Below are 26,063 nucleotides of genomic sequence, written 5' to 3' on the forward strand. Positions count from 1 at the left end.
GATGGAAAAAAGAACAGACAAGAATTCGTATACGATTGTTTTCGCCATTATAATGGTAATTGTTGTAGGAGCGATATTGGCATTTTTAGCATCGTCTTTAAAGCCAAATATTGATGAGAACAAACGTCTAGAAAAGCAGCAAAACATTTTGTATGCAATGGGCGTAAATGATAATGACGAGAAAAGTGTTGCAATGGTTTCTACAGATAGAGTTGCGGCAGAATTTGAAAAATATATTACTAAGCAAATCGTAATTGAAGGGGAAAATATTACCGAAGACGAAGCGGCTTATATGATAGACCTTAAAAAGGAAACAGCCAAAGCAAAGGACGCATCTTATACAAGAAAATTGCCATTGTTTATTGGTGAGAAAGACGGTAAAACCTACTATATCATTCCAATGAGAGGAAAAGGATTATGGGATGCCGTTTGGGGGTATATTGCTTTAGACGAGAATTTGGTTTCGCAAGGTGTATTCTTTGATCATAAAGGAGAAACACCAGGTTTAGGAGCAAATATTAACCAACGTTTCTTTATGGATGATTTTACAGGTGAGCATATTTTAGATGAAAGTGGAAACTTTGCAGGTATTGCAATTTCTAAATCGAATGCAGATCCTAAGAATGAGCGTAAAACTGATAATACGGTAGATGCTATTGCAGGTGCAACTATTACAGGTGACGGACTTGCAGCGATGATCAGAAAAGATTTGAGAATGTATATGCCATATTTACAAACAATAAAAAAATAGTATATGGGACTTTTTAAAGATAGTAAATTAATAACCGACCCATTAGCAGATAACAACCCAATTACCATTCAGGTATTAGGTATTTGTTCTGCCTTGGCCATTACTGCCGAATTAGAAGCATCTATTGTGATGTCTATTGCAGTGTTGTTTGTATTAGGAGTAGGGAATGTAGTTGTTTCATTAATGAGAAACATCATTCCTTCAAAAATTAGAATTATTGTACAGTTAATTGTAGTTGCAACTTTAGTAATTATTGTTGACTTGGTTTTGAAAGCATTTGCTTACGAGTTGAGTAAAACACTTTCTGTATTTGTTGGATTGATTATTACCAACTGTATTATTATGGGACGTTTTGAGGCTTTTGCATTGGCAAACGGACCTTGGAAATCGTTCTTAGACGGAATTGGTAACTCATTAGGATATGCAGTGATTTTGATCATTGTAGGGTTCTTTAGAGAATTATTAGGATCTGGTACTTTATTAGGAATTCCTGTATTAGGAGATCCAATTGAGAAAACCGGAGTATATGCATACGGATATGAAAATAACGGTTTCATGTTATTAGCACCTATGGCTTTGATTACAGTAGGAATCATTATCTGGGTACAACGTAATAGAAACACAGCATTAATTGAAGATCATTAGAAGATATGGAACATTTAGAATTATTTTTCAAATCGATATTTATAGATAATATGGTATTTGCCACGTTCCTTGGAATGTGTTCGTACTTAGCAGTATCTAAAAAAGTATCTACAGCAGTTGGTTTAGGTGCAGCCGTAATCTTTGTAATGGCAATTACAGTTCCTTTAAACTGGTTGTTAGATCAATATTTATTAAGAGACGGAGCTTTAGTTTGGTTAGGACCAGAATATGCTTCTTATGACTTAAGTTTCTTATCATTTATCATGTTTATTGCAACCATTGCAACCATGGTACAATTGGTAGAAATAGTAGTTGAGAAGTTCTCTCCATCACTATACAATTCATTGGGTATTTTCTTACCGTTAATTGCTGTAAACTGTGCCATTTTAGGTGGATCGTTATTTATGCAGTCTAGAGAAATTGAATCTTTAGGATTGGCATTTAACTACGGAGTTTCATCAGGAATTGGTTGGTTCTTGGCAATTTTAGCGATTGCAGCCATCCGTGAGAAGATCAGATATTCTAACGTACCGCCAGCCTTAAGAGGTTTAGGAATTACATTTATCATTACTGGTTTAATGGCCATTGGATTTATGAGTTTTGGTGGAATGTTAACTGGAGGTGACGAAGAGGAGCCAGCGAAAGTTGAAACTGCTGAGGTTTTAACAGAAAGCGAAAGTGATATTGCACAGAATACTAAAGTAATAGAATAACGAGATGATATTAGCAGCAAGCACAACAGGAACAATAGCGGTAACGGTAGTTGCATTTCTATTGATTACATTGGCATTAGTGGGGCTTTTACTATTTGTAAAACAAAAACTATCGCCATCAGGTCCAGTTAAGATTTTAATTAACGGAGAGCGCGAAGTTGAAGTAGGGTCTGGAGATTCATTATTGACAACTTTAGGAAATCAAAAAATATTTTTACCATCTGCATGTGGTGGTGGTGGAACATGTATTCAATGTGAATGTCATGTTATTAAAGGTGGAGGAGAAGCCTTACCTACAGAAACACCGCACTTTTCAAGAAAAGAGTTGCAGCATGGTGTGCGTTTAGCATGTCAGGTAAAAGTAAAACAAGACATGGAAATTTCTATTCCAGAAGAAATCTTCGGAATTAAGAAATGGGAAGCAACCGTTGTAAGGAACTATAACGTTGCATCTTTTATTAAGGAATTTGTTGTAGAGATTCCAGAAGACATGGGTTACAAAGCAGGAGGGTATATTCAAATTGAAATTCCTAACTGTGAGGTTAAGTTTGCTGATATGGATATTACAGCACATCCAGAAGAGCACGAAACACCAGATAAATTTAAAGCAGAATGGGATAAGTTTAACTTATGGCCATTGGTTATGAAAAATTCTGAAACAGTGGAAAGAGCCTATTCTATGGCTTCTTACCCTGCAGAAGGAAGAGAGATTATGTTGAATGTACGTATTGCTACTCCGCCATGGGATAGAGCTAAAAATGGTTGGATGGATGTAAATCCGGGTGTAGCATCATCTTATATCTTTAATTTAAAGAAAGGTGATAAGTGTACAATTTCTGGACCTTACGGTGAATTCTTTATCAACGAGTCAGAAGCAGAGATGTTATATGTTGGTGGTGGAGCAGGTATGGCGCCAATGCGTTCGCACTTATACCACTTATTCAGAACCTTAAAAACAGGTAGAAAAGTATCTTATTGGTATGGAGGACGTTCTAAACGTGAGTTGTTCTATTTGGAACATTTTGAAGCCTTAGAAAAGGATTTTCCGAACTTTAAATTTCACTTGGCTTTATCTGAACCAATGGAAGAAGATAACTGGAAAGTAAAAGAAAATATAGATGCGGAAGGTGATGGTTTCGTTGGTTTCATTCACAATTGTGTGATAGAAAACTATTTGAATCACCATGATTCGCCAGAAGATATCGAATTGTATTTCTGTGGACCTCCATTAATGAACAAAGCAGTGCAAAAAATGGGTGAAGATTTTGGTATTCCAGATGAGCACATCCGATTTGATGATTTTGGAGGGTAACCGTTAATCTCCATTAATTTAAATGTCACACTGAGCTTGTCGAAGTGTCTTTTATAAATCCAAAAACCCAACATTTAGTGTTGGGTTTTTTTATTGTAGTGAGTGTACTTGTTTCAAAAATTAATTCTCATTGAGTACGGTATTTATAAATTGAATTAAATCATTATTGATGTTTAATAATAATTGAGTTCTTAATAAACTATTTTCTACTGTCCCGTTTAAGTAATTTATTGTTTTATGGTGTTTTTTAAATTCTATAGCATTGTAAAATTCTTCTATGGTACTATTCTCATTAAGTGCAATCATTTTATCACTATAGAATAGATGTGATTCACCTGCATATTTTTCGAAGAACCTATCTTTTTGTTCATAGGCTAACTCAATATAATGATGCTGAAGAATATAATCTCTTATTAATTGCTGAATAGAGTCATTTGAAAATTCGTCAATTTTATTTTTAAAATTTATGACTACTGAAGCTTGATAGGCCATTGAAATGTCAAATATTGGATAATCACCATATAAAATGCTCTTAATACTATCATTTGCAGACTCGTCATATATAAGATTTAAATTTTGTGACAATTCCATGTGATTATACATATGATCCATTCTTGATTTGAAAAATATAGAATCGGATTTGGTGTCTTGCAGTAGCTCCTTTAATAATTTAGTTTCAGCTGCATTGCTCTTTTTATTATTGTTCCAATTGTTAATCTGGAGCGCAATTAATATCCCTATTACTACCAATACTATTTCTCCAACAGCATATTTAAGGTATTTACCTGTGTTGTTTTCCATAAGTAGGTTTTGCCTAATTTTTCTAAAAAATTTAATCATGTGTTTCTAATATCGATATTTTATTTTTTCATTATAAAACGTTTAATTCTGAAGATATTAGCTTCTTTAATTCTTCAGATTCCTGAATAATTCCTTTTAACTTGTTTGATATCAATTCGGAATGCCATCTTACAGCTTCAATAAATTGCCGAAATTCTATATATTCATTTGATGTTGGATTATTTATCCAAGGGTGCCGTTTAAAGGCTTCTTCAGGATTTTTTTTGTGCCAGTAAACAAAATCATACCATCCGTCAAAACATTTATCTCGTAAGGTAATTACATCTTTACTGTATTCTAAATTATAGAATGACTCTCTTTCACAGAGTTGATAGTATCTCTGAATTTCGGTGACTAGGTTATCCGAAGCGAGAGAATACAAACTACCAGTATTCTTTAATTCTTCATAAACGGCGGTGTTTATATTAAAATGAATCACAAAAAATATATATTCTCTTATTACATAGTCTAAATTATTTGAGACTTTATTTTTATCTAATAATTTAGATACGCTGTCTGCGTAAATATATCTTTCCTCCAAACCAACATATTTACCACCAATATCTAATATAGACGATCGATCGATGTTTAAATCTAATTCTTTAGAAAGTTTTTTTAATAATACGTGGTTTCTATTGGTGTTTATTCTATGAGAGTTCCAGTTATTAATTTGCAAGGCAATCAATATCCCAATCACGACTAACACAATTTCACCTATAGCATATTTAAAGTATTTGCCTGTTTTATTTTGCATAAGTAGGTTTTGCCGTATTTTTCTAAAGAATTTAATCATATTATTCTGTTGAAGTTAATTCAATAATTTCATCGATAAGGTTTAGGGCTTCATTTTGTCTTCGTAAACTTTGGTTGACAAAATAAATGTGATTTTCTAAAATATTTTCGAATTCAAGATCAGTAAAGAGATTTTTGTAATCGGTGGGTAAAGTGCCTTGTGTAGACCAGTTGTAATTGTTTTGTACACCAACATCTCTCCAAGAAATATATTTGTTTAAATACGGTATTAACTGATTAAAAACCCAGACTTCCATTTTATCATCTCTAGAACTTAATATGGACATTAAAGATTTCCAGTCGGACAATTTTGAAGAAAGTTCTGAATTCTTAAGAGTACTTAATTTTCCTGATTGAATAATGTCATCTATTGCATTATTAGAGGGTACATAATCACTCATAGGGAAAATTCTATGGATAAGAATATCTATTTCATTTTGTGTAAAGTTTTGATGGTTTTGTTCACCAATATATTCCATAAACTGCATAGCGGCCCTTTTAGAATTATCATGATCCTCTTTAACTGAAATAAATTGTGTTTTGTTTTTTAAGAATTCAGAATTAAGACTGGCAATAATATTTTGACGTTCAATATTATTTAGTCGTTCTTGATTCCAAGTATTAATTTGCAAAGCAATCAATATTCCAATAACCACAAGAACAATTTCGCCGATAGCATATTTAAAGTACTTGCTAGTTTTACCTTCGTTAAGTAATTGCTGCCGTATTTTTCGAAAGAATTTAATCATCAGAATACTCGATTAGTTGTGAATTAATTAAGTTTAATATGGATTCTTGAGCAGCGTAAAGCCAATTGGCCTGCTCAATTGCTACCGCGGTATTAAGTCTTTTTAAATATAAAAGACTTTCCATTTCTTGATTTTGTAAAATTGCTTTCTGGTCTGTTTTAAAATTACTTCTTGTTTTTGAGGAGAGTTTTCCTGTTTGCATATTCATATAAGAGTAATTTTTTAGCAGTAGAGGTATAATACTTTCTTCAGTCAATTTATTAATAAGCCCCACGGTTTCATAATATCCTTTTTCTGGGCGCGATAATGATGAAAGGGAAAACACTAACGAGTCATTCTTAATAAGGCTAATTTTTCCAGAATTAAGGGTAGAATTTAAAACTCCTTTTTGAGGGCTGTAACTAGGAGTCCATCCCGATTGCCCAACAAGTATATCAAATTCTAATTCATCAATGGGTTTGTTTTCTGGACCAACTATTTTTAAAAAATCATCGCATCCCGTTTTAATTGCTTCATGGTTTTGAATCATGTTCTTTAAAATAGATTGATTGGTGATGAATTCATTTTTTAAATTGATCAGAAGTTCTTTCTCCAAATTTGAGTTAATTCTGGCCTGATTCCAAGTATTTATCTGTAACGCTATTAATATTCCAATAACCACAAGAATTATTTCACCAAAGGCATAGGCTAGGTATTTGGTAAATTTATTTTCACTAATTAACCGTTTTCGAATATGTCGAAAGAATTTAATCATAACTTTAATTTTTTGTCATTTCGAATGAAGTGAGAAATCTCATGATGAGATTCCTCGTCGTTTCGCTCTGTCGGAATGACATTGTTGCTCTAAAGAATTTATTCGTTTGCTGGTTCATCTAAGTTGGACTGTATAAATTCTAACATTGAAGTAGCATTTTGTTTGTAAGATTTTACATAAAGTAAATGGTTACCTCCGGCCAATAAATTGTGAGATGCTACTTGTTTTCTATAGGTTTCACTTTCGGTAAAAAAAGCAATCATATCTTTATTGTAGGTCCCTTGAGTCCAATCTACAAACCAATTGTATGCTTTATATGATTCTACGTTTTTAAGCACTTCTTCTTTAACAAATTTATTACTGTCTTCAATTATTTTTAAATATGAATTGTAAAAATGTGTAATCGGAACTAATAAGGAATCATTTTGTTTAGAATTTTGGCTCGCAAAATCCTTTAGCATTTCATATCCTTTAGTTTGGATAATAAGTGGTTTGTATATACTGGTTAAGCCTAAACACTCGGGGCAGTCTTTAAAGTTTTCTTTAGTAATCTCTTTATTGATGATTTTAAGACTGTTTTTACCATTTGCTTCATAAAACGTTACAATAATTCCTGCTGTAAGTGTATCAAGTTCTAGATCTTGAGAAATGGTATTGAGAATTCCATTTAAATGACGCTCTTTTTTCAAAGATTCGTTATGAATATTAATTTGAAGTGCAATCAAAATACCAATCACAACAAGTATAATTTCACCAATAGCGTATTTAAAGTACTTACTAGTTTTACCTTCGTTAAGTAATTGTTGCCTTATTTTTCTAAAGAATTTATTCATACTTATGTGAGTTGAGTTCTTTATCAATTAGTGCTAAAATCAATTTATTTTGCTTTTTTTACTGCTTCTACTGTTCGCGCCTCTCCCTCTTTGAAATCTGAAATAAAGTCAGACCATCCAAATAGTAAATTGGAAAGGGAATCATTATTTATTAAATGAATTTCGCCTGAAGAAATGCCAGATCGCAAAGCACCGTTAAGAGGGTCGAATGTCCATCTAGTGTCAGAATTTTGTATCCAAATAGGTAGTGAATCCGTTAATGTAATAATTGATTTCTTAGAATCTAATTGCAGTAATTTTTGGGTGTATTTTATTACATTTTGATCATAGTAAAGAACCGTATCTATCTGTTTCAAATTAGATGTAAACTCAATTTTTAACGCTTTAAGAAGAACTGCTTTTTTTGCTATGTTCTTTTGATTTTGATTCCAATTATTAATACTTAATGCAATCAAAATTCCAATTACAACTAATACAATCTCGCCAATAGCGTATTTAAAATATTTCCCTGTTTTGTTTTCTAAAAGCAGCGATTTTCGAATTTGTCTAAAGAATTTAATCATAAGTTATTCTTTAATTTCTTTTTCCAACAAGCTTAGAATTTCGGTGATTAATTGTAAGCCTTTTTCATGACTTTGAACTAGTTTATCATTTTGATAAATAGTATTCTCTGTATTATTTTCGAACTCAAGGTCATTTAATAAATTTCTATTATCAATGTCGAAACCAGATTTAGGGAAGGTGTTGTTTTTAACAGCTTGGTCAGTAGAAACTGCATCAGCATTTAACCAACTACCTTTTTTAATAATCATATTGCTAACTCTATCTCTTCCTTTTTCTAATTCTATTTCGCGTGATCTGATGTATTCGAATACAGAGCTCCAAGAAGAGAGTTTATTTCGTAACATTTGATTTTTAATAATTCCTAAATTTCCTGAATTCATTAGATCATCTAAAAATCCGTTTCTAGGGTAAAACTCATTGATATCGGCTAACCTGTTCAATGAAATATTGAATTGGGCCCTAGTGATATCTTTTGATTTATTACCTGTATGATTTAGAAGAATAAATTGAGATGCAATATTATTTTTGGTTTCATTTAAGACGCTATCTAAAGCCTTGTAATTGTATTCAAAATCTTGTTTTAGGTTTTTTAAAGCGAGTTGTTCATCTTTATTTTGTATGCGTTGTTGATTCCATGTGTTTATTTGAAGTGCTATTAAAATACCAATAACTACCAGGACAATCTCACCAATGGCGTATTTAATATATTTTCCTGTTTTGTTTTCCATAAGCAGGTTTTGACGGATTTTTCTAAAAAATTTAATCACGGTTAATTATTACCTATTTCATTAGCAATCAATTCTAGTAATTTCCTTGCGACGGCTTTGGTAGTAGAAACTCTAGCAATACCATATTCATCTCTTACAATCGCATTTCTAAGGTGATTTCTACCTTGGGTAGATTCAATGAGTTTAATTAAATCTTCTTTGCGTTTTGCGGAGCTAGCCTTAAAAGGTAGTTTTTTCATCATAAAATCTCTTTTTGGAATACTAGTTTCATAGTCGGAATTATAAAACCAGAAATCTGCATCTCTATTAGAATATTCCATGTCCCATTCAAGAAAGTAACTATAATAAGCGTTGTCCAAATTATAATAGTCATTTACAGCCTTATCAATTTCAGGACTTAATAATTCAATGATTCCAGCATTTTTAATTTTAACAAATGTTTGATCTGCCGTTCTATTTAGCATCCAATAACCATTAACAAGAATAATAATAGAATCTACTTCCAATAATTTATAATCGTCGTTTTCAAGGACTACGCTATTGTTGGCAAAGTCTGTTTTGTAATTTTTTAAATTTATATTATATTGAATAGTGTCAGATTTTAAATCTTCTGCTAAACTTTTTAAATAGCCTACAGCTTTTTGTCTATCGAGTCTATGTTGATTCCAATTATTTATTCCTAACGCTATTAAAATTCCAATAACAACAAGTGCTATTTCACCAATAGCATATTTAAAGTACTTACTAGTTTTACCTTCGTTTAGTAATTGGTGTCTTATTTTCCGAAAGAATTTAATCATTGTTGCTTCTAATCTATTTTTGAATTTCCACAATCATTTCTATTTCGCAAGCAATATTTCTTGGAAGAGAGCCCATGCCTACAGCGGCCCTAGCATGCTTACCGCGTTCTCCAAAAACAGCGACCATTAAATCGGAATAGCCATTAATCACTTCTGGATGGTTGGTAAAGTCACCTTCGGCATTAACCATACCTAATACCTTCACAATTCGGACTACTTTGTTTAAATCTCCTATTTCTTGTTTTAAGGCAGCCAATTGAAGTATGCCAACCATCTTTGCCGCTTCATATCCTTCTTCTACAGTTAAGTCCGTTCCAATTTTTCCTTTAATGTATTCGCCATCTATGTTTTTTGGGCCTTTACCTGCTAAGAAAACGAGATTGTCTGTTGTAACCGCATGCACGTAATTTGCCACGGGTTGCCCTAATTTTGGAAGCGTAATACCTAACTCTATAATTCGCTGTTCTATATCATAATTATATAATGGTGTTTCAGATGTTTGGACTGAAGTTTCAGATTTGCATGCAAACAGCAGTATCAATCCTACTAGCAATAAATGTTTCATAGTCAAATTTTAAAAAAAAAGCCTTCTTTATACTAAAAAGAAGGCTTTCATAATTATTCATATTTTAAATCTGTTGCTTTTCTTGGCAGTTGCTCGTCGCGTTGAGATGTTTGCCAAATAAAGTAGGCGATGATCGTTGCTGCCTGTTTTAGATCGTCTCCAACTAAATGATCGAAATTATCCATGTTAGAATGGTGTGTTTTAGTAGAGTATGAAATTGGTTCTTGTATAAATTGGAACCCTGGAATTCCTGCCATATCAAATGCTAAATGATCCGTTCCGCCAGTATTACTTAAACTAATCGTTGAAGCATCCATTTCATGAAAAGGTTTTAACCATTCTCTAAAAATCGGAGAAACTGCTTGGTTACCCTGTAAATAAACCCCTCTAATTTTCCCTGTACCATTATCCATATTAAAATACCCTGAAACTTTTTTCTGATCTTCCTTTAAGGAGGCTACTGCGAACCCACTTTCTGCAGCAGTTGCAAAATGTTTACCAACATATTTTCTCGAACCAAAAAGCCCTTGTTCTTCACCAGTCCAAAGCGCAATTCTTAAGGTTCTTCTTGGTTGTATTCCTGTTTCTTTTATAGTTTCTATGAGTATTCTAGCGGCTTCCATCATAACTGCAGATCCAGAGCCATTATCCGTAGCACCAGTTCCGGCATGCCATGAGTCATAATGTGCTCCGAACATCACAACTTCGTCTTTTAAATCTGTTCCGGGAATTTCCGCAATTACGTTGTTTTCATTTCCTTCAGGATTTGTGTAATTAGATTGTGAATCAATTGTCAATGTTACTGGAATATCTTGTTCCAACATTCTAAATATTCTATTGTAATGCTCTATGGCTAAAGTCATTTGAGGTACTACATATTTATCGTTTTCACGGGCATTTCCTTCAGCCGTTCTTGCTCCGGATACGAACACCGTTCCTAAATCTCCTTTTCTACTTCTATCTAAAGTTGCTAAAGGTTTTTCGGTTTCAAGTAGTTCCCAAGTTGCTGCTCTTAGAGCAGCTGCATCTGCGTTTCCTCCTCGTCTTCGTCTTTGACTTGGTATTGGTTGTGTAGCGTTTGCCAATTTAACTAAACTTTCAGAATCATGTCGTTTTGCCGTCGGCTCAAAAGCTTCTTCGACTTCTCTTATATCTTCTAGCAATACGAATTTACCAGAAAGTTTTCCTTTGTACTTATCAAGTTCATCAATTGTTGTAGCATTCAAATAAACAACATCTCCAGTTCCTTTAGTAGATGAAGACCAGGCTTTTGGATAGGCAATTATGGGCCAGTACGTAGGTGCTTTAGCATGCATTTCAAAATGTGTCATATCCCAACCACGTCCAAAGCCTTCCCATGCCTCTAAATGAGAATTTTCCATTCCAATTTCAGTTAATTTACTCTCAGCCCAATTATTCGCATTCTTAAGCCCTGTGGAGCCCGTAAGTCGTTGACCAAGCACATCGGTCATATAACTTGCAATTTCCATAACTTGACTGTTGTCAATACCATGTTTTTTAATAATCGTTGCGATGTCTTTTTCATCAGGAGTTTTGTTTTGTGCAGAAATTGAAATAGTCAAAAGCGCACCAACAAGAAGTGGTAAAATTTGTTTCATTTTAAGTTTGGTTTTAATGGAATACTAAAATAATAGAAAAATAGCTAAAAGTCAACGTTTTATAAAGATATTACTATTACAACCTCTGAGACAAAAGTGGTATGTTCGCTAAGAAAGTATAATTGATTTGTAAGCGTGTATTTTTCAATTATTTTGAAAATGATTTTAATAGAGAATTTCGTATCTTTATATGAATTCAAATACTAGATATATGACAATAGCAAAATTTAGAAGTATTTTAGGTTGGTCGGCAGTTTATAATATGGCCTTATTATTGTTTTTTGCCCTTTTCTTTTTAATAGCAAAAGAGTGGATTTTTGATGTATGGGGTTATTTTTTTAATGTTTCTTATGAGCAATACGAAGTGTTTATGCTTTATAGTATGGCGTTTTGGAAGGTTTTGATTTTTGTATTTTTTATCATTCCTTATTTAGCCATAGGTAAAGTTCAAAAAGGAATTAAGGAATAAATTAATTAAAATAAGGATTGTTGTTTTACTCCACTTTCGTGCTCTAACAACCATCTTTTTCTCCAAATACCACCGGCATAACCGGTTAATGAACCGTCACTGCCTATAACTCTATGACAAGGAATAACAATCGCTAATGGATTTTTACCATTGGCGCTAGCAACGGCTCTTATCGCCTTTACATCGCCAAGTTTTTTTGTTTGTTCTAAATAGGTTCTAGACTTTCCGTAGGGGATATTCAAAAGTTCGTTCCATACGCCTTTCTGAAAATCTGTTCCTTGTGGATTTAATTTTAAAGAGAACTCTTTTAACGTTCCATTAAAATATTGTTGCAGTTGATTGGCAGCATTTAAAAGACAATCTGGCACTGATTGACCAAGCAATTTTATTGTTTCGCTGGTTTCATCTAAAACAGTTATTTCAGCAATACCATCTTCATCGCCCAAAATTTTTGCAATGCCTAATGGTGTTTTGATATGTGCAACACTATATTCCAAATATGTTTTTTGAATTGGCTGTTGTTATATCAGCAATTTCCTGATAAGGCTTATTGTAAATATCCACTAATTTATCCAACACGTTGGTAATATAACTGCTTTCGTTTCTTTTACCTCTAAACGGTGCAGGAGCCAAATAAGGTGCATCCGTTTCTAATACGATATGTTCTAATGGAATTTCATTTAAAAACTTGTCAATTTTTCCATTTTTAAAGGTAGCCACACCACCAATTCCTAATTTCATATTAAATGAAATAGCACGTACTGCTTGTTCTTTGTTTCCTGTAAAACAATGAAATATTCCGAAAAGTTTGTCGTCTTTTTCAGTTTCTAAAACTTCAAATATTTCATCAAATGCATCTCTGCAATGAATTACAATTGGCCAACCTTTTTCTTTAGCCCATTGTATCTGTGATTTAAAAACTTCTTGCTGTTGTTTTAAAAAAGTTTTATCCCAATATAAATCAATGCCAATTTCTCCTATGGCATAAAAAGCGCGTTTATCAATATTCTCCTTTACATGAGCCAACTCTTCTCTATAGTTTTCGCCGACCGAAGTAGGGTGTAAACCCATCATTAAAAACACGTTTTTTGGATATTCTTTTTCCAAGGTTAACATGCTATTTGTATAAGAAGAATCAATGGCTGGAATGAAGAATCTAGAAATTCCGGCATCAAAGGCACGTTGCATCATTTCAGCTCTATCTTCATCAAACTGTGAACTGTATAAATGCGTGTGCGTATCGGTAATATTCATGGAGTTTATTTACTTTTGGTAAAAATACTACTAAATGACAAGCCTAAAAAGCATCTTAAAGAAAAAGGGATATGTTAGAATTCCACTGAAAACTACGAAAACGAATCACCTTGAGTTAAAAGCAAAGATTAATGGTGTTAAAGGACGTTTTATTCTGGATACTGGGGCGTCCAATTCATGTGTAGGAACCGACATGACAGAAAAGTTTCAGTTAGAAACTCAGGAATCTAAAATAAAAGCCGCTGGCGCTGGTGCGTCGGAGATGGAAACTTCGGAATCTAAGCACAATTCGCTAAAGATTGGGAAATGGAAATTTAAGAAACAGCATATTGTAGTTTTTGATCTTACACATGTAAATACTGCCTTGGAAAATCATGGTGCTAAAACAGTGCAGGGCATTCTTGGAGCGGATGTGCTAAATAAAGGAAAAGCCGTTATCGATTATAAAAATAAATGTCTTTACTTAAAGAAGTTAGTGTATAAGTATTAAATACACTTACTTTTAAGTATTTGATAATTAACGGAATGTAAATTTTTTTCAAAAAAATAAAACATTCAGGCAACCATTTTTAATTGATTGGCGTCTTTATAAATGAAGACTAAACAAATTGACTTTTGAAAATCATTCAATTGTATAAAAACGAGACCTCTCTTATTAAGGGAGCATTGAAGAACAATCGTGATGCGCAACACACATTGTTCGAATTGCATTCGCCTAAAATGTTGAGCGTTTGTCGTTACTATATAAAAGATTTACAACATGCCGAAGAGGCAATGTTAAACGGTTTTTATAAAGTTTTTACGAAATTGAAAAGTTTCAATCAAGAAGGGAGCTTTGAAGGGTGGATTCGAAAAATTATGGTTAGAGAATCTATTTCAATGCTCCGTAAACTGAAAAAAGTAGAGTTTCCTCAAGAGGAAATTATAGTTAATGAAACTTATAATAATATCAATATTGCCATTGATGTTGCCCAGATTCAACAATTGATAGATGGGTTGCCAGAAGGATACAGAATTGTATTTGTTATGTACGCTATTGAAGGGTATAAACATGCCGAAATAGCAAAAGAATTACAAATATCTGAAGGGACATCTAAATCGCAATTGTTTAAGGCACGTAAGTTATTACAGCAGCAAATGAATCAATTAAATAGAGAAAGTCATGTCGCCAATAAAATTTGAAGAAAATATTAAAACGGAGTTGGAGAAAAGAACCATTCCGGTTACTGAAGGCGCTTGGGAAAAATTACAAGAGCTTTTAGGCCCAGAACCAAAAAGAAAACCGAAAAAATATATTTGGGTTTTAGGGGTGGCGGCAAGTTTAGCAGTTGTGTTTTGGTTGTCTAAAGAGGTATTTATACAATCTGAAGTATCACCAACAATAGTGGAACAGCCAAAAGAAGAGATTGTTCCAGTTCAAAAAGAAGACAAACAATTAGTGCCGGAAAAATCAGAAGTATTGGTGGCAAAAGGGATAGAGCAACCAAAAACTAAACCGGAGAATAAACAGGTAGAAAAGAATACCGAAGAGTCGGTAGTAAAACAACCATCGTTAAATTCTAATGAGGTGCTTGTGGCTTCTTCAGAGCAAGAAGTAACGCCAACTGAAAGTGAGAAAATGACTTTTGAAGATCAAAAAGTACAAGAAGTAGTGGCGCAAGTTGTGGAATTAAAAGAAAAAAACAATTCGGTTTCAGACGATGAAATAGAAGCATTATTACATAATGCACAAAAAGAAATTGAAGTTAGAAAATTATTGCTTGAAAATAATACTACTAGAACAGCAGGAACCGTGAACCCAGACATACTGTTGTATGAAGTAGAAATGGAATTAGATAAATCATTTAGAACAAAAGTCTTCGAAGAATTAAAAATACAATTCAATTCTGTTAAACATGCTGTTGCGCAGCGGAATAACTAACACTTAAAATTACTTAAAAATGAAAAGAATGAACCAATGTTTAACTGTGTTGGCAGTGGTAATTATTACCCTAACTGCACAATCACAAAACAGCGATACAGACCAGAAAATTGATAGTTTGCATGTTCAAAAAGAGCAAATAATAAAGGAGGAGAAAGCCGCTTTAAAAGAAGAAGTTATGGCTATTAATGAAAGATTAGATGCTAAAGAAATTACTCAGGAAGAAGCAGATGAGTTAAAACAGGAAGCGGCAACAAGAAGAGCATTGAATATTGAAAATAGAACCGCAATTATTGACAATAAAATTGCACTATTACAACGAAATGAAAACACCTATTTTGATGAGTATAAAATCTTTGGAGTTACCATAAAAACGGAAGATGATGAATTTGTAGGAATTCGTTTTGGAGATAGTTATAACAATGAGCCTATCAGATACGATAAGAGAACCACAAGTGATTTGGTACTATCTTTTGGATGGAACAATGTTGCTGTTGATGGAGGTGGTTTAAACGCATCACCTTATAAGTTTTGGGGCTCTAGATATTTTGAATTGGGCTGGGCTTGGAAAACACGTTTGCTAAACAACTCTAATGCACTACGCTTAAAATATGGGTTCTCTTTTCAATGGAATGGTTATAAGTTAACCGATAATAGATATTTTGTTCAAAATGGGGATGAAACTACGTTTGAAGTACATCCGTATGATTTGAAGAAGGCAAAATTGAACGTGACGAATTTCATTTTACCAGTGCATATAGAGTTTGGACCATCTAGAAAAACAGAAACGGATAGTTATGTGCGTTACAGTTCTAGAAATCAATTTAAAATGGGGTTAGGAGGTTATATTGGATTTAATGTAGGAACGTATCAAAAATTAAAATATACCGATGATACAGGAGATAAAGGAAAAGATAAAATCAAAAAAGATTACAACGTAACTGACTTTGTATATGGGTTAAGTGGTTACATGGCCTTTAGCAATTGTGGAGTATATGTTCGCTATGAATTAAGTCCTTTATTTGAAGACCAAGCCGTAGACCAACATAATGTTTCGTTAGGATTCCGTTTTGATATGAATTAAGGAAAACTGAAGTTTAAAAAAAAGAAGACATGAATTATAATTTTTTGATAATGCGGCGTTATTATAATTGATTGTTAAGAATAATAAATTGTTGTTGTTTTATTTAGAAATTACATGATTCTCTAAATAAATGAAAATCCCGAACCATTGGTTCGGGATTTTTTAATTTGAAACTATTTCAAAATTACTTCTGTCTGAAATGAATAATTACGGGAACTCCTTTAAAATCATAGATTTCACGTAGTTTATTTTCAATAAATCGTTTGTATGGATCGCGAACATATTGCGGTAAATTACAGAAAAACACAAATTGTGGAGTAATTGTAGGTAATTGCATACAATACTTAATTTTTACATATTTACCTTTCCATGCAGGTGGTGGATTTTGCTTCACAACCTCTAGCATTGTTTCGTTTAACTTACTCGTTGCAATACGCTTTTTACGGTTTTCAAATACAGTAACTGCTGTTTCGATAGCTTTAAAAATACGCTGTTTTGTTAATACCGAAGTAAATATAATGGGTACGTCTGAGAATGGTGCAATTTCTTTGCGAACCATAGCTTCATAAGCCTTCATGGTATTGGTTTCTTTTTCAACCAAATCCCATTTATTAATTAAAATGACAACACCTTTTTTATTCTTTTCTGCTAGCCAGAAAATACTTTGATCTTGACCTTCGAATCCTCTTGTGGCATCAATCATTACAATGGCAACATCACAATGTTCAATGGTTCTAACTGCTCGCATTACAGAATAAAACTCCAAGTCTTCTTTTACTTTTGCCTTTCTTCTAATTCCGGCAGTATCTACCAAATTAAAATCAAATCCAAATCGGTTGTATTTAGTATCGATACTATCTCTTGTTGTACCAGCAATATTGGTTACAATATTTCTTTCTACACCAATAAGTGCATTGATAAACGAAGATTTACCTGCGTTTGGTCTTCCTACTACTGCAAATCTTGGTAATTCATCTTTTTCATCTTCTTGATCCTCTGGAATTATTTTTGCAATAGCGTCCAATAAATCTCCGGTACCACTTCCGTTTATCGATGAAATCGTATGATATTCACCCAATCCAAGATTGTAAAATTCAAAAGCATCATCCTCACGCATCGCATTGTCAACTTTGTTAACAGCCATAAATACAGGCTTTTTTACTTTACGCAATAAATTCGCTACTTCCGTATCCATAGGCGTAATTCCCTCAGTAACGTCCACGACAAATACAATAATATCTGACTCTTCAATTGCTAAATCTACCTGCTTACGAATTTCTTCTTCAAAAATATCATCAGATCCAACAGCATATCCACCGGTATCAATTACGGAAAAATTCTTTCCATTCCAGTCAGATTTTCCATAATGTCTATCTCGAGTAACACCACTTACCGAATCAACAATCGCATCTCTGCGTTGAATTAACCGGTTAAATAATGTCGATTTCCCTACATTTGGTCTCCCAACAATTGCAACAATAGTATTCATTTCTGATAAATTTTTTGCAAAGATACTATATCCCCTGATATTATCGTTGTAAATTTAAATCTTCTAAAAATCAATAGGATATGAATAATAATATAAAAGTTGCAATTGTTTTTGCAATTGCTATTTTGGGAGCATCAATTGTTCTTGGAAATGCCTTCGTAAATAGAAATAATTTTGAAAGTAATATAGGTGTGACAGGTCTAGGAGTTGCTAATTTCACTTCAGATTTAATAGTTTGGGAAGGATCTTTTACAAGTGAAAGTTTAAATTTGAAACAAGCTTACAATGATCTTGAAAACGAGAAAGAAATCATAACTGAGTATTTAATTTCTAAAGGAATAAAAGAAAATGAATTAGTTTTTAATGCTGTTAGAAGTAGGAATAATACAAGGGCAAAATACTCTAGTGACGGAAGTTTTATCGGTGATGAATTTTTAGGGTATGTCTTAACGCAATCCTTGCAAATAGAATCTAATGATGTTGAAAAAGTTGAAAGAATATCTAGAGAAATAACTGAACTTTTAAACAAAGGAATTCGATTTTATTCAGATGCACCAAGGTATTATTATACAAAGTTGTCTGATTTAAAAATTGAAATGATTTCAAAGGCAACGGCTGATGCCAAATCTAGAGCAGAGAAAATCGCAGATAATTCTGGAGGTGAATTGGGAGAATTAATTTCTGCAAGAATGGGGATATTCCAAATTACTGGTCAAAATTCTAAGGAAGATTATTCATGGGGTGGAACTTTTAATACATCCTCTAAAAAGAAAACCGCCACAATTACTATGAAGTTAAGTTATAAGGTAGATTAAATGAGTAGTGAACATCATAGCGATATTTTTCTAAGGCCTCGTTTTAGTATTGATGTAAAAATGAGTCAGGATGCATTGATTAATTTATTAAACGAGAAACTGAATTCGGATGTTGAGAATTACAAATTAAAGAAAATAGATCATCATTTTTTTGTTGATATATCTCAGAAAAAACGACATTATTGGTCACCTCAATTGCATATAGAAGCTTTAAATGATTTTAAAGGAGGAAGTATAGTAAAAGGACTTTTTACTCCCAGACCGCATGTTTGGACACTCTTTATATTTATGCATTTAATTGCAGGGACAGTATTTTTAATTTTCTCCATTATGCTTTATGTGCGATGGACTTTAGAAGGTAATTTGCTTTTTCCAGCGATAATGACAATATTAACTCCTATTCTTTGGCTTGGTTTTTACATTTTTGGTCGTTGGGGTAGAAGGCAAGGAAAAGATCAGATGGAAGAATTGTACAAATTTTTACGTAGTTCCATTAATAATTAAACCTTTTTGATTAAAAATTGTCCTATAGTAATTCCATTATATAAATGAAGAATTACTGAAGATGAAAATTTATATTACGCTTTTAACTTTTTTGACTGTTTTTTCTAGTTCGGTCTTAGCTCAAAACTCTGATTACTTTTTAAAAGGAACCATTGTAGAAGAGGCAAACGGAAATCCTGTTGCTTTCGCTACTGTATTGGCTATTGATAAAACATCAAATGAGAATTTAGGAGGAATTACAACAGATATGGATGGGAAGTTCGAATTAAAAATAAATTCGGGTAATGTTATTGTAGAAATCAGTTTTATTGGTTTTGAAACCAAGCGGATTTCAACAATTACATTCGTCAATGGAACGGCAGATTTAGGTACTATAAAAATTACCGAAGGAGAAGTTTTAGATGAGGTTAACATTAGGGCTGAAAAATCATCAACTGAATTTAAATTGGATAAACGTGTATTTAATGTTGGAAAGGATTTAAGTTCTACTGGAATGGGTGCATTGGAATTGTTAAATAACGTACCTTCTGTAAACGTAAGCATTGAAGGACAAGTTAGTTTAAGAGGGAGTTCTGGAGTTCAAATTTTAATTGATGGGAAGCCTTCAATTTTGGCCGATGATCCAAGTAATTCGTTAGGTTCAATTACTGCAGAAATGTTAGAAAGAATTGAGGTAATTACCAATCCGTCTGCTAAATATGATGCAGAAGGGACTTCAGGAATTATCAATATTGTTCTAAAAAAGGATGAAAAAGAAGGGTTAAATGGGTCGATAACATTAAATACTGGTGCGCCACATAATCATAGTGTTGGTTTGAGTGTAAACAGAAGGTCGGAGAAATTTAATCTTTTTGCTCAACTTGGTGTTGGATACAGAGAACAACCAAATGATTCTGAAAATAGCAACCAGGATTTAGTTAATGGAACAACAGTAAATAGTATTGGTACTGAATATAGAAACGAGAATTATTACAATATTATTTTAGGAACAGATTATCATATAGATGATAATAATGTGATTACCCTTTCTGGGAATTATGCTTACGAAATAGAAGATCAACCATCTAATACCGATTTTAGTTATTACGATAGTTCTAATACGTTAATTTCTGCTTGGAACAGAAGCGAAACAACAAAGGCAACAAACCCAAAATGGCAATATGAATTGCAATATAAAAAGGACTTTAAAGATCATAAAGACCATGATTTATTATTCAGTGCCTTAGGACGTTTTTTTGGAAAAGATCAGGAATCAGAATTTGAAGTGACTCCAACTTTTGGGGATAGAGAATTTGACAATCAACAAACAGAAACAGATTTTCAGCAATCAGATTTTACCTTAAAATTAGATTATACCAAACCATTCTCCGATAAGGTTACCATGGAAACTGGGGCTCAATATGTAATTAATGATGTTGGAAACGATTTTACTGTCCGAAATTTTATTGATGATGAATGGGTAACGGATCCTAACTTAACGAATAATTTTGAGTACGATCAAAAAGTATTAGGTGTCTACGGAACAGGATCTTACCAAGGAGAAGCATGGGGAGTAAAAGTAGGATTGCGAATGGAAGACACCAATTTAAACACGCTATTAACGAACACTGGAGAAGCAAATGAACAGAATTATACTGACTTCTTTCCAAGTGGACATGTATCATATAAGTTTAATGATGAAATCTCTTTACAAGGGGGGTATTCAACTCGAATCTTTAGACCACGTTTGTGGGATTTGAACCCGTTTTTTAATATCAGAAATGATTATAATATAAGAGTTGGAAACCCAAATTTAAGACCAGAATATACCGATTCTTTTGAAGTGACCAGTATATTCATAATTCCAAAAGCATCTTTTAATGCTGGAGTTTATTATAGATATACCACTGATGTTGTAGAGCGTGTCACCTATTTCGAAGATAATGTAAGTGTAACAAGGCCTGAAAATATTGGAACTAATGGAACTACAGGAGTTGAGGTTAATTTTAAATACAGCGCATTAGAATGGTTCTCTCTAATGGGTGATTTTAACTTCAGTTATTTTGATAGAGAAGGAGAGTTTGAAAATCAAAACTTCGATTTTACAGGAGAGCGTTTTACATCGCGTATGACGGGTAAATTTAAATTACCTGCAGATTTTGAGTTTGAAATGACGGGAAATTTTCAATCGTCTTATAAAACAGTGCAAGGCGAAGTATCGCAAAATGCATTTGCAGATTTAGGGATTCGTAAAAAAGTAGCCAAAGGAAAATTGGTTATCAATGCCAGCGTGCGAGATGTATTTAATTCTAGAGTTAGAGAAAGTGTTGTAAGTCAGCCTGAATACTATATTTATACTAAAGGGCAGAGAGGTACATTTGTGTCACTGGGCTTAAGCTACGGATTTGGGAAAGGAGAAGCGATGACGTATTCGAGTGGACGAAGACGTTAATCTCTATTCTTTATAACCGAATCTTCGTAATTGGTTTTTGTTAGATCGCCAATCCTTATTAACCTTCACATACAATTCTAAGTGAATTTTCTTTTGGAAGAATTTTTGCAAATCTTTTCGAGCCTCAGACCCTACGCGCTTTAGTGCAGCACCTTTGTGCCCAATAATAATTCCTTTTTGAGTCTGACGTTCTACCATTATAATTGAACGGATTTTAATGATTTTTTCATCTTCAATAAATTCTTCCGTTTCAATTTCTACCGCATAAGGAATTTCTTTTTTGTAATGCATTAAGATTTTCTCTCGGATAGCTTCATTTACAAAAAAGCGTTCTGGCTTATCAGTTAATTGATCTTTTGGGTAAAATGCTGGAGAAGGAGGTAATTTGTCAAGGATTGCATTAAATACACCTTCTACATTGAATTTTTCGAGGGCAGAAATTAAAAACACCTCCGCGTTTGGAACTTTCTCTTGCCAATAGGCTAATTTTTCTTCAACCACAGTTTGATCCTTTGCAGTATCAATTTTATTAATTAGCAGTAAAACAGGAATTTTTGAATTCTTTATTTTATTAAAAAACTGCTCATCTTTTAATTCCTTTTCTCCTAGCTCCACCATGTAAATTAACACATCTGCATCTTCAAAAGCCGATTTTACAAAATCCATCATCGAGGCTTGCAGTTCATAGGCCGGCTTTATAATTCCTGGTGTATCCGAGAATAATATTTGAAAATCGTCACCATTTACGATTCCTAAAATACGATGACGTGTTGTCTGTGCTTTAGAAGTGATTATAGACAATCGCTCCCCAACTAAAGCGTTCATCAAGGTCGATTTTCCAACGTTTGGATTTCCAATAATATTTACAAAGCCTGCTTTATGTGTCATTTACAATGATTTGAGTACAAAGGTACATTTTAATGCTAAAAAGTCTTTCACAATTAATAAATAGTTGTATCTTTGCAGTCCAAATCGCGGGATAGAGCAGTAGGTAGCTCGTCGGGCTCATAACCCGAAGGTCACTGGTTCGAGTCCAGTTCCCGCTACAAATGCTCAAAAGCAAGTAACTAAACGGTTTAGATTGATCTAAACCGTTTTTTTTATGCCTACATTATCCGAATTACTTATCTTTGATTTTCAAAATGAACACGTTTTAGAACACGATTTGCTAGAAAAGAAAAATTATTCCCCGCCAAAAATCTATAATGCCAACGGTGATCTTTCAAAACGATGGTATGTTTATTTTTCTTATCGAAATCCAACTACTGGAAAACTCCAAAGGGTGAAAAACATCTATGGAAAAGCAAATAAATTTAAAACCAAAGAAGAACGTTTAACTGTTTTAACAGTCTATCGTAAAAAGTTGTTGCAATTGCTCAAAAAAGGATACAATCCTTATGCGGATAATTCCTCTTTATACAATCAGTCAAACCAAACACCTCAAGTTCCTAAAAAAGTAGAGATACAACCGAAAAAAGAAGTTGCAATTGTAATTGAGCAAGAGCCTATAATGGCAATTAAGGAAGCATTGGAGTTTGGGTTGCAATTAAAAGAAAAGTTAGTGAACCCAACTACAAAACGTAGTTACGAGAATAAAGCAAAACTATTCTTGAAATGGTTGAATGAAAATCATCCAACGCTTGTAACTGTAGATGCATTGGATAAGAAGTTAATGACAAATTTCTTAAATAGTGTTTTGATAAAATCCAGTCCAAGGAACAGAAATAATTTTAGGACAGAATTGGGAAGTGTGTTGCAAGTGTTAGAGGACAATGAAATAATAACTGAAAATGTCTTTAAAAAGATTCCAGTATTAAAAACCAAACCAAAACGTCATAAACCCTATACTGAAAAGAAGAAAAACGAAATATTTTCAAACTTAGAAAAGGAAGATCCGATTCTACTATTTTTTATAAAATTTGTAGCATATGGATTTATGCGTCCAGTTGAAGTTTGTAGAGTAAGAGTTGGTGATATTGATGTTGTAAATAGGACAGTAAAGTTTAAGGCTAAGAACAGCGATTATAAAACAAAATTAATTCCTCAATTATTGTGGGATGAGTTACCAGATTTATCAAAATTAGATAAGGATGCATTGCTATTTACACCTAATACAATCGGAGGAGATTGGGATGCAGAGGTAGAAAGTAGAAGAGAGCATTTTACCAATCGTTTTAGAGCAATTGTAAAGATTCCGTTTAAGTTAGGAGCAGATTATACAATGTATAGTTTTAGACATACCTATACGGTGAAGGTGTATAGAGAATTTAGAAAAAAATACGCTCCGTTTGAGGCAAAGTCTAGGTTGATGCTAATAACAGGTCATACTTCTATGTCGGCTTTAGAGAAATATTTAAGAGATATAGATGCAGAATTACCAAAGGATTATTCTGAAATGTTGGAGTCATAATTTATGGGAAAGCAATCGCTAGAAAATTTTTGTAAAAAACTATTTGTGAATCTCACAGATAACTTCTTGTTTTATATTCCAGATAATGAAATAATAGGGAATGCAATTGAGGAGTCAAATGCTGATGTGTTTCAAAACTACTTGGATCAAGTAATACTAATGGATTGGAAAAAAGGTCCATTAATGTTTGCTAAGAATGAATTGCAATTCAATGAATATGTAAAAATTTCATTACTAGAAAAAAATGTGTTGAAGTTAATTGAGAGGAAAGAGAAATTAACTTCAACAAGTTTTGATTTCATTTTCGAGAAGTATTACAATCAAGTTAGAGCCATAACTTTTATATGTGTTTGGTTAAATGACGAATCAAGACTAAATCAATTAGATGATAATAGCATTGCAATGATGAAGTCATTTGAGTTGCAATACAAATTGTATGAACAGCATTTGTTGAGTTTAGAGGGTGCATTTAGAAAAAAAGGAGTTGCAATGCAATTGCAACCAACTTCAAATATAGAATTGCAATTGCCAATTTTGTTGGATCAATTAAAAACAATTGAAACCAATCAAATAGCAAACAATAAGATTGTAGAATATCTAGTTGCAACTACAAAAAAATCAGAAATTAAGAACAAAGGAAATTCTAAAAAGCCGAAAAGTATTTTGATTACCGAAAGTGAGGCAGAAGAGTTTTTACTTGCAACAGTCTTCGGAATAGCGTTATAACAATAGGTTTTAGGCTAATTAATTATGCGAAAAGCATGTTGTAAGCACATTTTTTTATATTTCAATACCACAATTTTAGCACTCATTTTTTTTAGATAAAACACTTTTCGGTCACTTTAAGGAGTTGCAAAACACTACCATATTGTGTGTTTTTTATGTTTGGGTGCTAAGGGTGGCACTGTATTGTTTTCGGTGTTAAAATGTAGTTTATATGTATTACTATTTTATGACTGGCCAGTGATGTTTTTCAAATTGGGGGGTGGTCAGGGGTGGTTAAGGGTGGCACTGCATTGTTTTCGGTGTTAAAATGTAGTTTAAATGTGTTATTATTTTATGACTGGCCAGTGACGTTTTTCAAATTGGGGTGGGAGTGCAAAGCACGTAGCAACAAAAGTTCAACGCTAGTTGAATGTGTCACAACGGGTTTGTATAAAATTAGTCCTTTGCATTTATTTTATACTTTGTTGTGCTTTCGTTATTTCTTCTTATTAATTTCATTGGTAATTATATTAATCAAATTATTTGTGCTATCACTCCATAATTTTGTAACCCTTAAACCAACTTCCATCCATTGCTTTCTATAAATAAGGCCACTAATTAGTTTCTCATTTTTTGATAAATCATCTTCTGAAATTGATGTTGTTTGAAAGTCATAACCTAAATCAGCCAAAAACTCCTTTTTTCCCATTAAATCCTTAATAGGAGGATGAATATCCCATTGGCTAGATTCATAAATTGTTTGTCTCACTAGCTCATTATAGTGTTCAACATTACTGTAATGGGTAGATATTTCCCTTAACAACTTTTGATTTTTTATTTGATTTATATTACCAGCTGAAATTAAGTTATTATATCCATTTTTCTGTGATTGAAATGAAGGCACGTAGGTAAATTCTATAATATTTTCCCAAAGTTTATTATAGTTGGTTGTTTTAGGTTTTGCATCTTTTATAAAAACAAGAATTGAGTCACCTTTTGTTGAAATATATTGATACGTATTTCGGATATTCTCTATTTGTAAAAGGTCGCTTTCTAAATTTTCTTTTATTTCGTTTAAATATTTTTGTTCTTGAACTCGTTCTTTTTTTTCTTCGTTCCAAGTATTGATTTGGAGCGCAATCAATATTCCAACGACAACAAGTATAATTTCTCCAATTGCATATTTCAGATATTTTCCAGTTTTACCTTCTGAAAGTAATTTTTGTCTAATTTTTCTAAAGAATTTTATCATTGGTTAATGGTTATTATAATGAAGCACGGTATTTGATAAAATGTGTTTCAATGCAATTTATCTT

Annotated in this window: 29 protein-coding genes and 1 tRNA gene; 15 read left to right on the forward strand and 15 right to left on the reverse strand. The window is 32.8% G+C overall.

Going from position 1 to position 26,063, the window contains the following annotated elements; translation table 11 throughout:
• The first annotated feature begins 1 nt into the window (after position 1).
• The 4 genes from RM519_RS12605 to nqrF are packed head-to-tail and all read left to right on the forward strand — an operon-like array spanning position 2 to position 3,421.
• The gene (locus RM519_RS12605; protein WP_311594177.1) at positions 2-751 is read left to right on the forward strand and encodes a Na(+)-translocating NADH-quinone reductase subunit C; all 750 of its coding nucleotides are present in this window, start codon (positions 2-4) and stop codon (positions 749-751) included.
• Positions 752-754: 3 nt separating this feature from the next.
• Complete coding sequence (locus tag RM519_RS12610; protein WP_311594178.1) at positions 755-1,396, forward strand: NADH:ubiquinone reductase (Na(+)-transporting) subunit D; 642 nt, start codon at positions 755-757, stop codon at positions 1,394-1,396.
• A 5-nt stretch (positions 1,397-1,401) separates the two neighbouring features.
• Positions 1,402-2,109 carry an NADH:ubiquinone reductase (Na(+)-transporting) subunit E gene (gene nqrE, locus RM519_RS12615; protein ID WP_311594179.1) on the forward strand — a complete coding sequence of 236 codons (708 nt, stop codon included), beginning with the start codon at positions 1,402-1,404 and terminating at the stop codon, positions 2,107-2,109.
• A gap of 4 nt (positions 2,110-2,113) precedes the next feature.
• Positions 2,114-3,421, forward strand: a complete 1,308-nt coding sequence (gene nqrF / locus RM519_RS12620) for an NADH:ubiquinone reductase (Na(+)-transporting) subunit F (protein ID WP_311594180.1) — start codon at positions 2,114-2,116, stop codon at positions 3,419-3,421.
• 120 nt (positions 3,422-3,541) lie between these two features.
• On the opposite strand, the gene RM519_RS12625 is transcribed toward nqrF, so the two are convergent.
• The 10 genes from RM519_RS12625 to RM519_RS12670 all read right to left on the reverse strand — a co-directional run bounded on the left by RM519_RS12625 (position 3,542) and on the right by RM519_RS12670 (position 11,665).
• Entirely contained in the window at positions 3,542-4,222 is a 681-nt protein-coding gene (locus RM519_RS12625; RefSeq protein ID WP_311594181.1) for a DUF6090 family protein, read from the reverse strand.
• A 70-nt stretch (positions 4,223-4,292) separates the two neighbouring features.
• A complete protein-coding gene (locus tag RM519_RS12630; protein ID WP_432280188.1) occupies positions 4,293-5,054 on the reverse strand; it encodes a hypothetical protein in 762 nt (253 codons plus the stop codon).
• A gap of 1 nt (position 5,055) precedes the next feature.
• On the reverse strand, positions 5,056-5,802 hold the full coding sequence (locus tag RM519_RS12635; RefSeq protein WP_311594183.1) for a hypothetical protein: 747 nt from the start codon (positions 5,800-5,802) through the stop codon (positions 5,056-5,058).
• Positions 5,795-6,556: a DUF6090 family protein gene (locus tag RM519_RS12640; RefSeq protein WP_311594184.1), complete on the reverse strand. Its 762-nt coding sequence runs from the start codon at positions 6,554-6,556 to the stop codon at positions 5,795-5,797. The genes RM519_RS12635 and RM519_RS12640 overlap by 8 nt, the downstream gene beginning before the upstream one ends.
• A 98-nt stretch (positions 6,557-6,654) precedes the next feature.
• Positions 6,655-7,389 (reverse strand): hypothetical protein, encoded by a 735-nt coding sequence (locus RM519_RS12645; protein WP_311594185.1) that lies wholly within the window; start codon positions 7,387-7,389, stop codon positions 6,655-6,657.
• Between the two features lie 44 nt (positions 7,390-7,433).
• On the reverse strand, positions 7,434-7,952 hold the full coding sequence (locus RM519_RS12650) for a DUF6090 family protein (protein WP_311594186.1): 519 nt from the start codon (positions 7,950-7,952) through the stop codon (positions 7,434-7,436).
• Between the two features lie 3 nt (positions 7,953-7,955).
• Positions 7,956-8,681 carry a DUF6090 family protein gene (locus RM519_RS12655; protein ID WP_311594187.1) on the reverse strand — a complete coding sequence of 242 codons (726 nt, stop codon included), beginning with the start codon at positions 8,679-8,681 and terminating at the stop codon, positions 7,956-7,958.
• Positions 8,682-8,722: 41 nt separating this feature from the next.
• Entirely contained in the window at positions 8,723-9,481 is a 759-nt protein-coding gene (locus tag RM519_RS12660) for a DUF6090 family protein (protein WP_311594188.1), read from the reverse strand.
• A gap of 13 nt (positions 9,482-9,494) precedes the next feature.
• On the reverse strand, positions 9,495-10,046 hold the full coding sequence (locus RM519_RS12665; RefSeq protein WP_311594189.1) for a RidA family protein: 552 nt from the start codon (positions 10,044-10,046) through the stop codon (positions 9,495-9,497).
• A gap of 53 nt (positions 10,047-10,099) precedes the next feature.
• Positions 10,100-11,665: a M28 family peptidase gene (locus tag RM519_RS12670; RefSeq protein ID WP_311594190.1), complete on the reverse strand. Its 1,566-nt coding sequence runs from the start codon at positions 11,663-11,665 to the stop codon at positions 10,100-10,102.
• Positions 11,666-11,876: 211 nt separating this feature from the next.
• On the opposite strand from RM519_RS12670, the gene RM519_RS12675 reads away from it, so the two are divergent.
• Positions 11,877-12,134: a DUF6868 family protein gene (locus tag RM519_RS12675; RefSeq protein WP_311594191.1), complete on the forward strand. Its 258-nt coding sequence runs from the start codon at positions 11,877-11,879 to the stop codon at positions 12,132-12,134.
• A 5-nt stretch (positions 12,135-12,139) separates the two neighbouring features.
• Here the strand turns inward: RM519_RS12675 and RM519_RS12680 are convergent, their stop codons facing one another.
• Positions 12,140-12,631: a methylated-DNA--[protein]-cysteine S-methyltransferase gene (locus RM519_RS12680; protein ID WP_311594192.1), complete on the reverse strand. Its 492-nt coding sequence runs from the start codon at positions 12,629-12,631 to the stop codon at positions 12,140-12,142.
• Complete coding sequence (locus RM519_RS12685; RefSeq protein WP_311594193.1) at positions 12,621-13,388, reverse strand: TatD family hydrolase; 768 nt, start codon at positions 13,386-13,388, stop codon at positions 12,621-12,623. The genes RM519_RS12680 and RM519_RS12685 overlap by 11 nt, the downstream gene beginning before the upstream one ends.
• A gap of 34 nt (positions 13,389-13,422) precedes the next feature.
• Between RM519_RS12685 and RM519_RS12690 the strand changes: the two genes are divergently transcribed.
• The 4 genes from RM519_RS12690 (at position 13,423) to RM519_RS12705 (ending at position 16,393) form a co-directional block, all read left to right on the forward strand.
• Complete coding sequence (locus RM519_RS12690; protein ID WP_311594194.1) at positions 13,423-13,878, forward strand: retropepsin-like aspartic protease; 456 nt, start codon at positions 13,423-13,425, stop codon at positions 13,876-13,878.
• A 125-nt stretch (positions 13,879-14,003) separates the two neighbouring features.
• The gene (locus RM519_RS12695; protein WP_311594195.1) at positions 14,004-14,570 is read left to right on the forward strand and encodes an RNA polymerase sigma factor; all 567 of its coding nucleotides are present in this window, start codon (positions 14,004-14,006) and stop codon (positions 14,568-14,570) included.
• Positions 14,551-15,309 (forward strand): hypothetical protein, encoded by a 759-nt coding sequence (locus RM519_RS12700; RefSeq protein WP_311594196.1) that lies wholly within the window; start codon positions 14,551-14,553, stop codon positions 15,307-15,309. Before RM519_RS12695 ends, RM519_RS12700 begins: the two co-directional genes overlap by 20 nt.
• A gap of 19 nt (positions 15,310-15,328) precedes the next feature.
• Positions 15,329-16,393, forward strand: coding sequence for a coiled-coil domain-containing protein (locus tag RM519_RS12705; RefSeq protein WP_311594197.1), 1,065 nt, complete (start codon positions 15,329-15,331; stop codon positions 16,391-16,393).
• A 184-nt stretch (positions 16,394-16,577) separates the two neighbouring features.
• Here the strand turns inward: RM519_RS12705 and der are convergent, their stop codons facing one another.
• Positions 16,578-17,882: a ribosome biogenesis GTPase Der gene (der, locus tag RM519_RS12710; protein ID WP_311594198.1), complete on the reverse strand. Its 1,305-nt coding sequence runs from the start codon at positions 17,880-17,882 to the stop codon at positions 16,578-16,580.
• 80 nt (positions 17,883-17,962) lie between these two features.
• On the opposite strand from der, the gene RM519_RS12715 reads away from it, so the two are divergent.
• The 3 genes from RM519_RS12715 (at position 17,963) to RM519_RS12725 (ending at position 21,632) form a co-directional block, all read left to right on the forward strand.
• Positions 17,963-18,697: an SIMPL domain-containing protein gene (locus tag RM519_RS12715; RefSeq protein WP_311594199.1), complete on the forward strand. Its 735-nt coding sequence runs from the start codon at positions 17,963-17,965 to the stop codon at positions 18,695-18,697.
• Positions 18,698-19,201 carry a 6TM ABC transporter family protein gene (locus RM519_RS12720; protein ID WP_311594200.1) on the forward strand — a complete coding sequence of 168 codons (504 nt, stop codon included), beginning with the start codon at positions 18,698-18,700 and terminating at the stop codon, positions 19,199-19,201.
• A 61-nt stretch (positions 19,202-19,262) separates the two neighbouring features.
• Positions 19,263-21,632 carry a TonB-dependent receptor domain-containing protein gene (locus RM519_RS12725; RefSeq protein WP_311594201.1) on the forward strand — a complete coding sequence of 790 codons (2,370 nt, stop codon included), beginning with the start codon at positions 19,263-19,265 and terminating at the stop codon, positions 21,630-21,632.
• A 3-nt stretch (positions 21,633-21,635) separates the two neighbouring features.
• Here RM519_RS12725 and era read toward each other — a convergent pair whose 3' ends face one another.
• On the reverse strand, positions 21,636-22,520 hold the full coding sequence (era, locus tag RM519_RS12730) for a GTPase Era (protein WP_311594202.1): 885 nt from the start codon (positions 22,518-22,520) through the stop codon (positions 21,636-21,638).
• Positions 22,521-22,605: 85 nt separating this feature from the next.
• Between era and RM519_RS12735 the strand changes: the two genes are divergently transcribed.
• The 3 genes from RM519_RS12735 to RM519_RS12745 all read left to right on the forward strand — a co-directional run bounded on the left by RM519_RS12735 (position 22,606) and on the right by RM519_RS12745 (position 24,768).
• Positions 22,606-22,678 (forward strand) — tRNA-Met (locus RM519_RS12735).
• Positions 22,679-22,734: 56 nt separating this feature from the next.
• On the forward strand, positions 22,735-24,042 hold the full coding sequence (locus RM519_RS12740) for a tyrosine-type recombinase/integrase (protein WP_311594203.1): 1,308 nt from the start codon (positions 22,735-22,737) through the stop codon (positions 24,040-24,042).
• A 45-nt stretch (positions 24,043-24,087) separates the two neighbouring features.
• The gene (locus RM519_RS12745) at positions 24,088-24,768 is read left to right on the forward strand and encodes a hypothetical protein (protein WP_311594204.1); all 681 of its coding nucleotides are present in this window, start codon (positions 24,088-24,090) and stop codon (positions 24,766-24,768) included.
• Positions 24,769-25,243: 475 nt separating this feature from the next.
• On the opposite strand, the gene RM519_RS12750 is transcribed toward RM519_RS12745, so the two are convergent.
• Positions 25,244-25,999 carry a DUF6090 family protein gene (locus RM519_RS12750; RefSeq protein WP_311594205.1) on the reverse strand — a complete coding sequence of 252 codons (756 nt, stop codon included), beginning with the start codon at positions 25,997-25,999 and terminating at the stop codon, positions 25,244-25,246.
• Between the last annotated feature and the right edge of the window lie 64 nt (positions 26,000-26,063).

The organism is Urechidicola vernalis, from assembly GCF_031846385.1.
Taxonomy (GTDB): domain Bacteria; phylum Bacteroidota; class Bacteroidia; order Flavobacteriales; family Flavobacteriaceae; genus Urechidicola; species Urechidicola vernalis.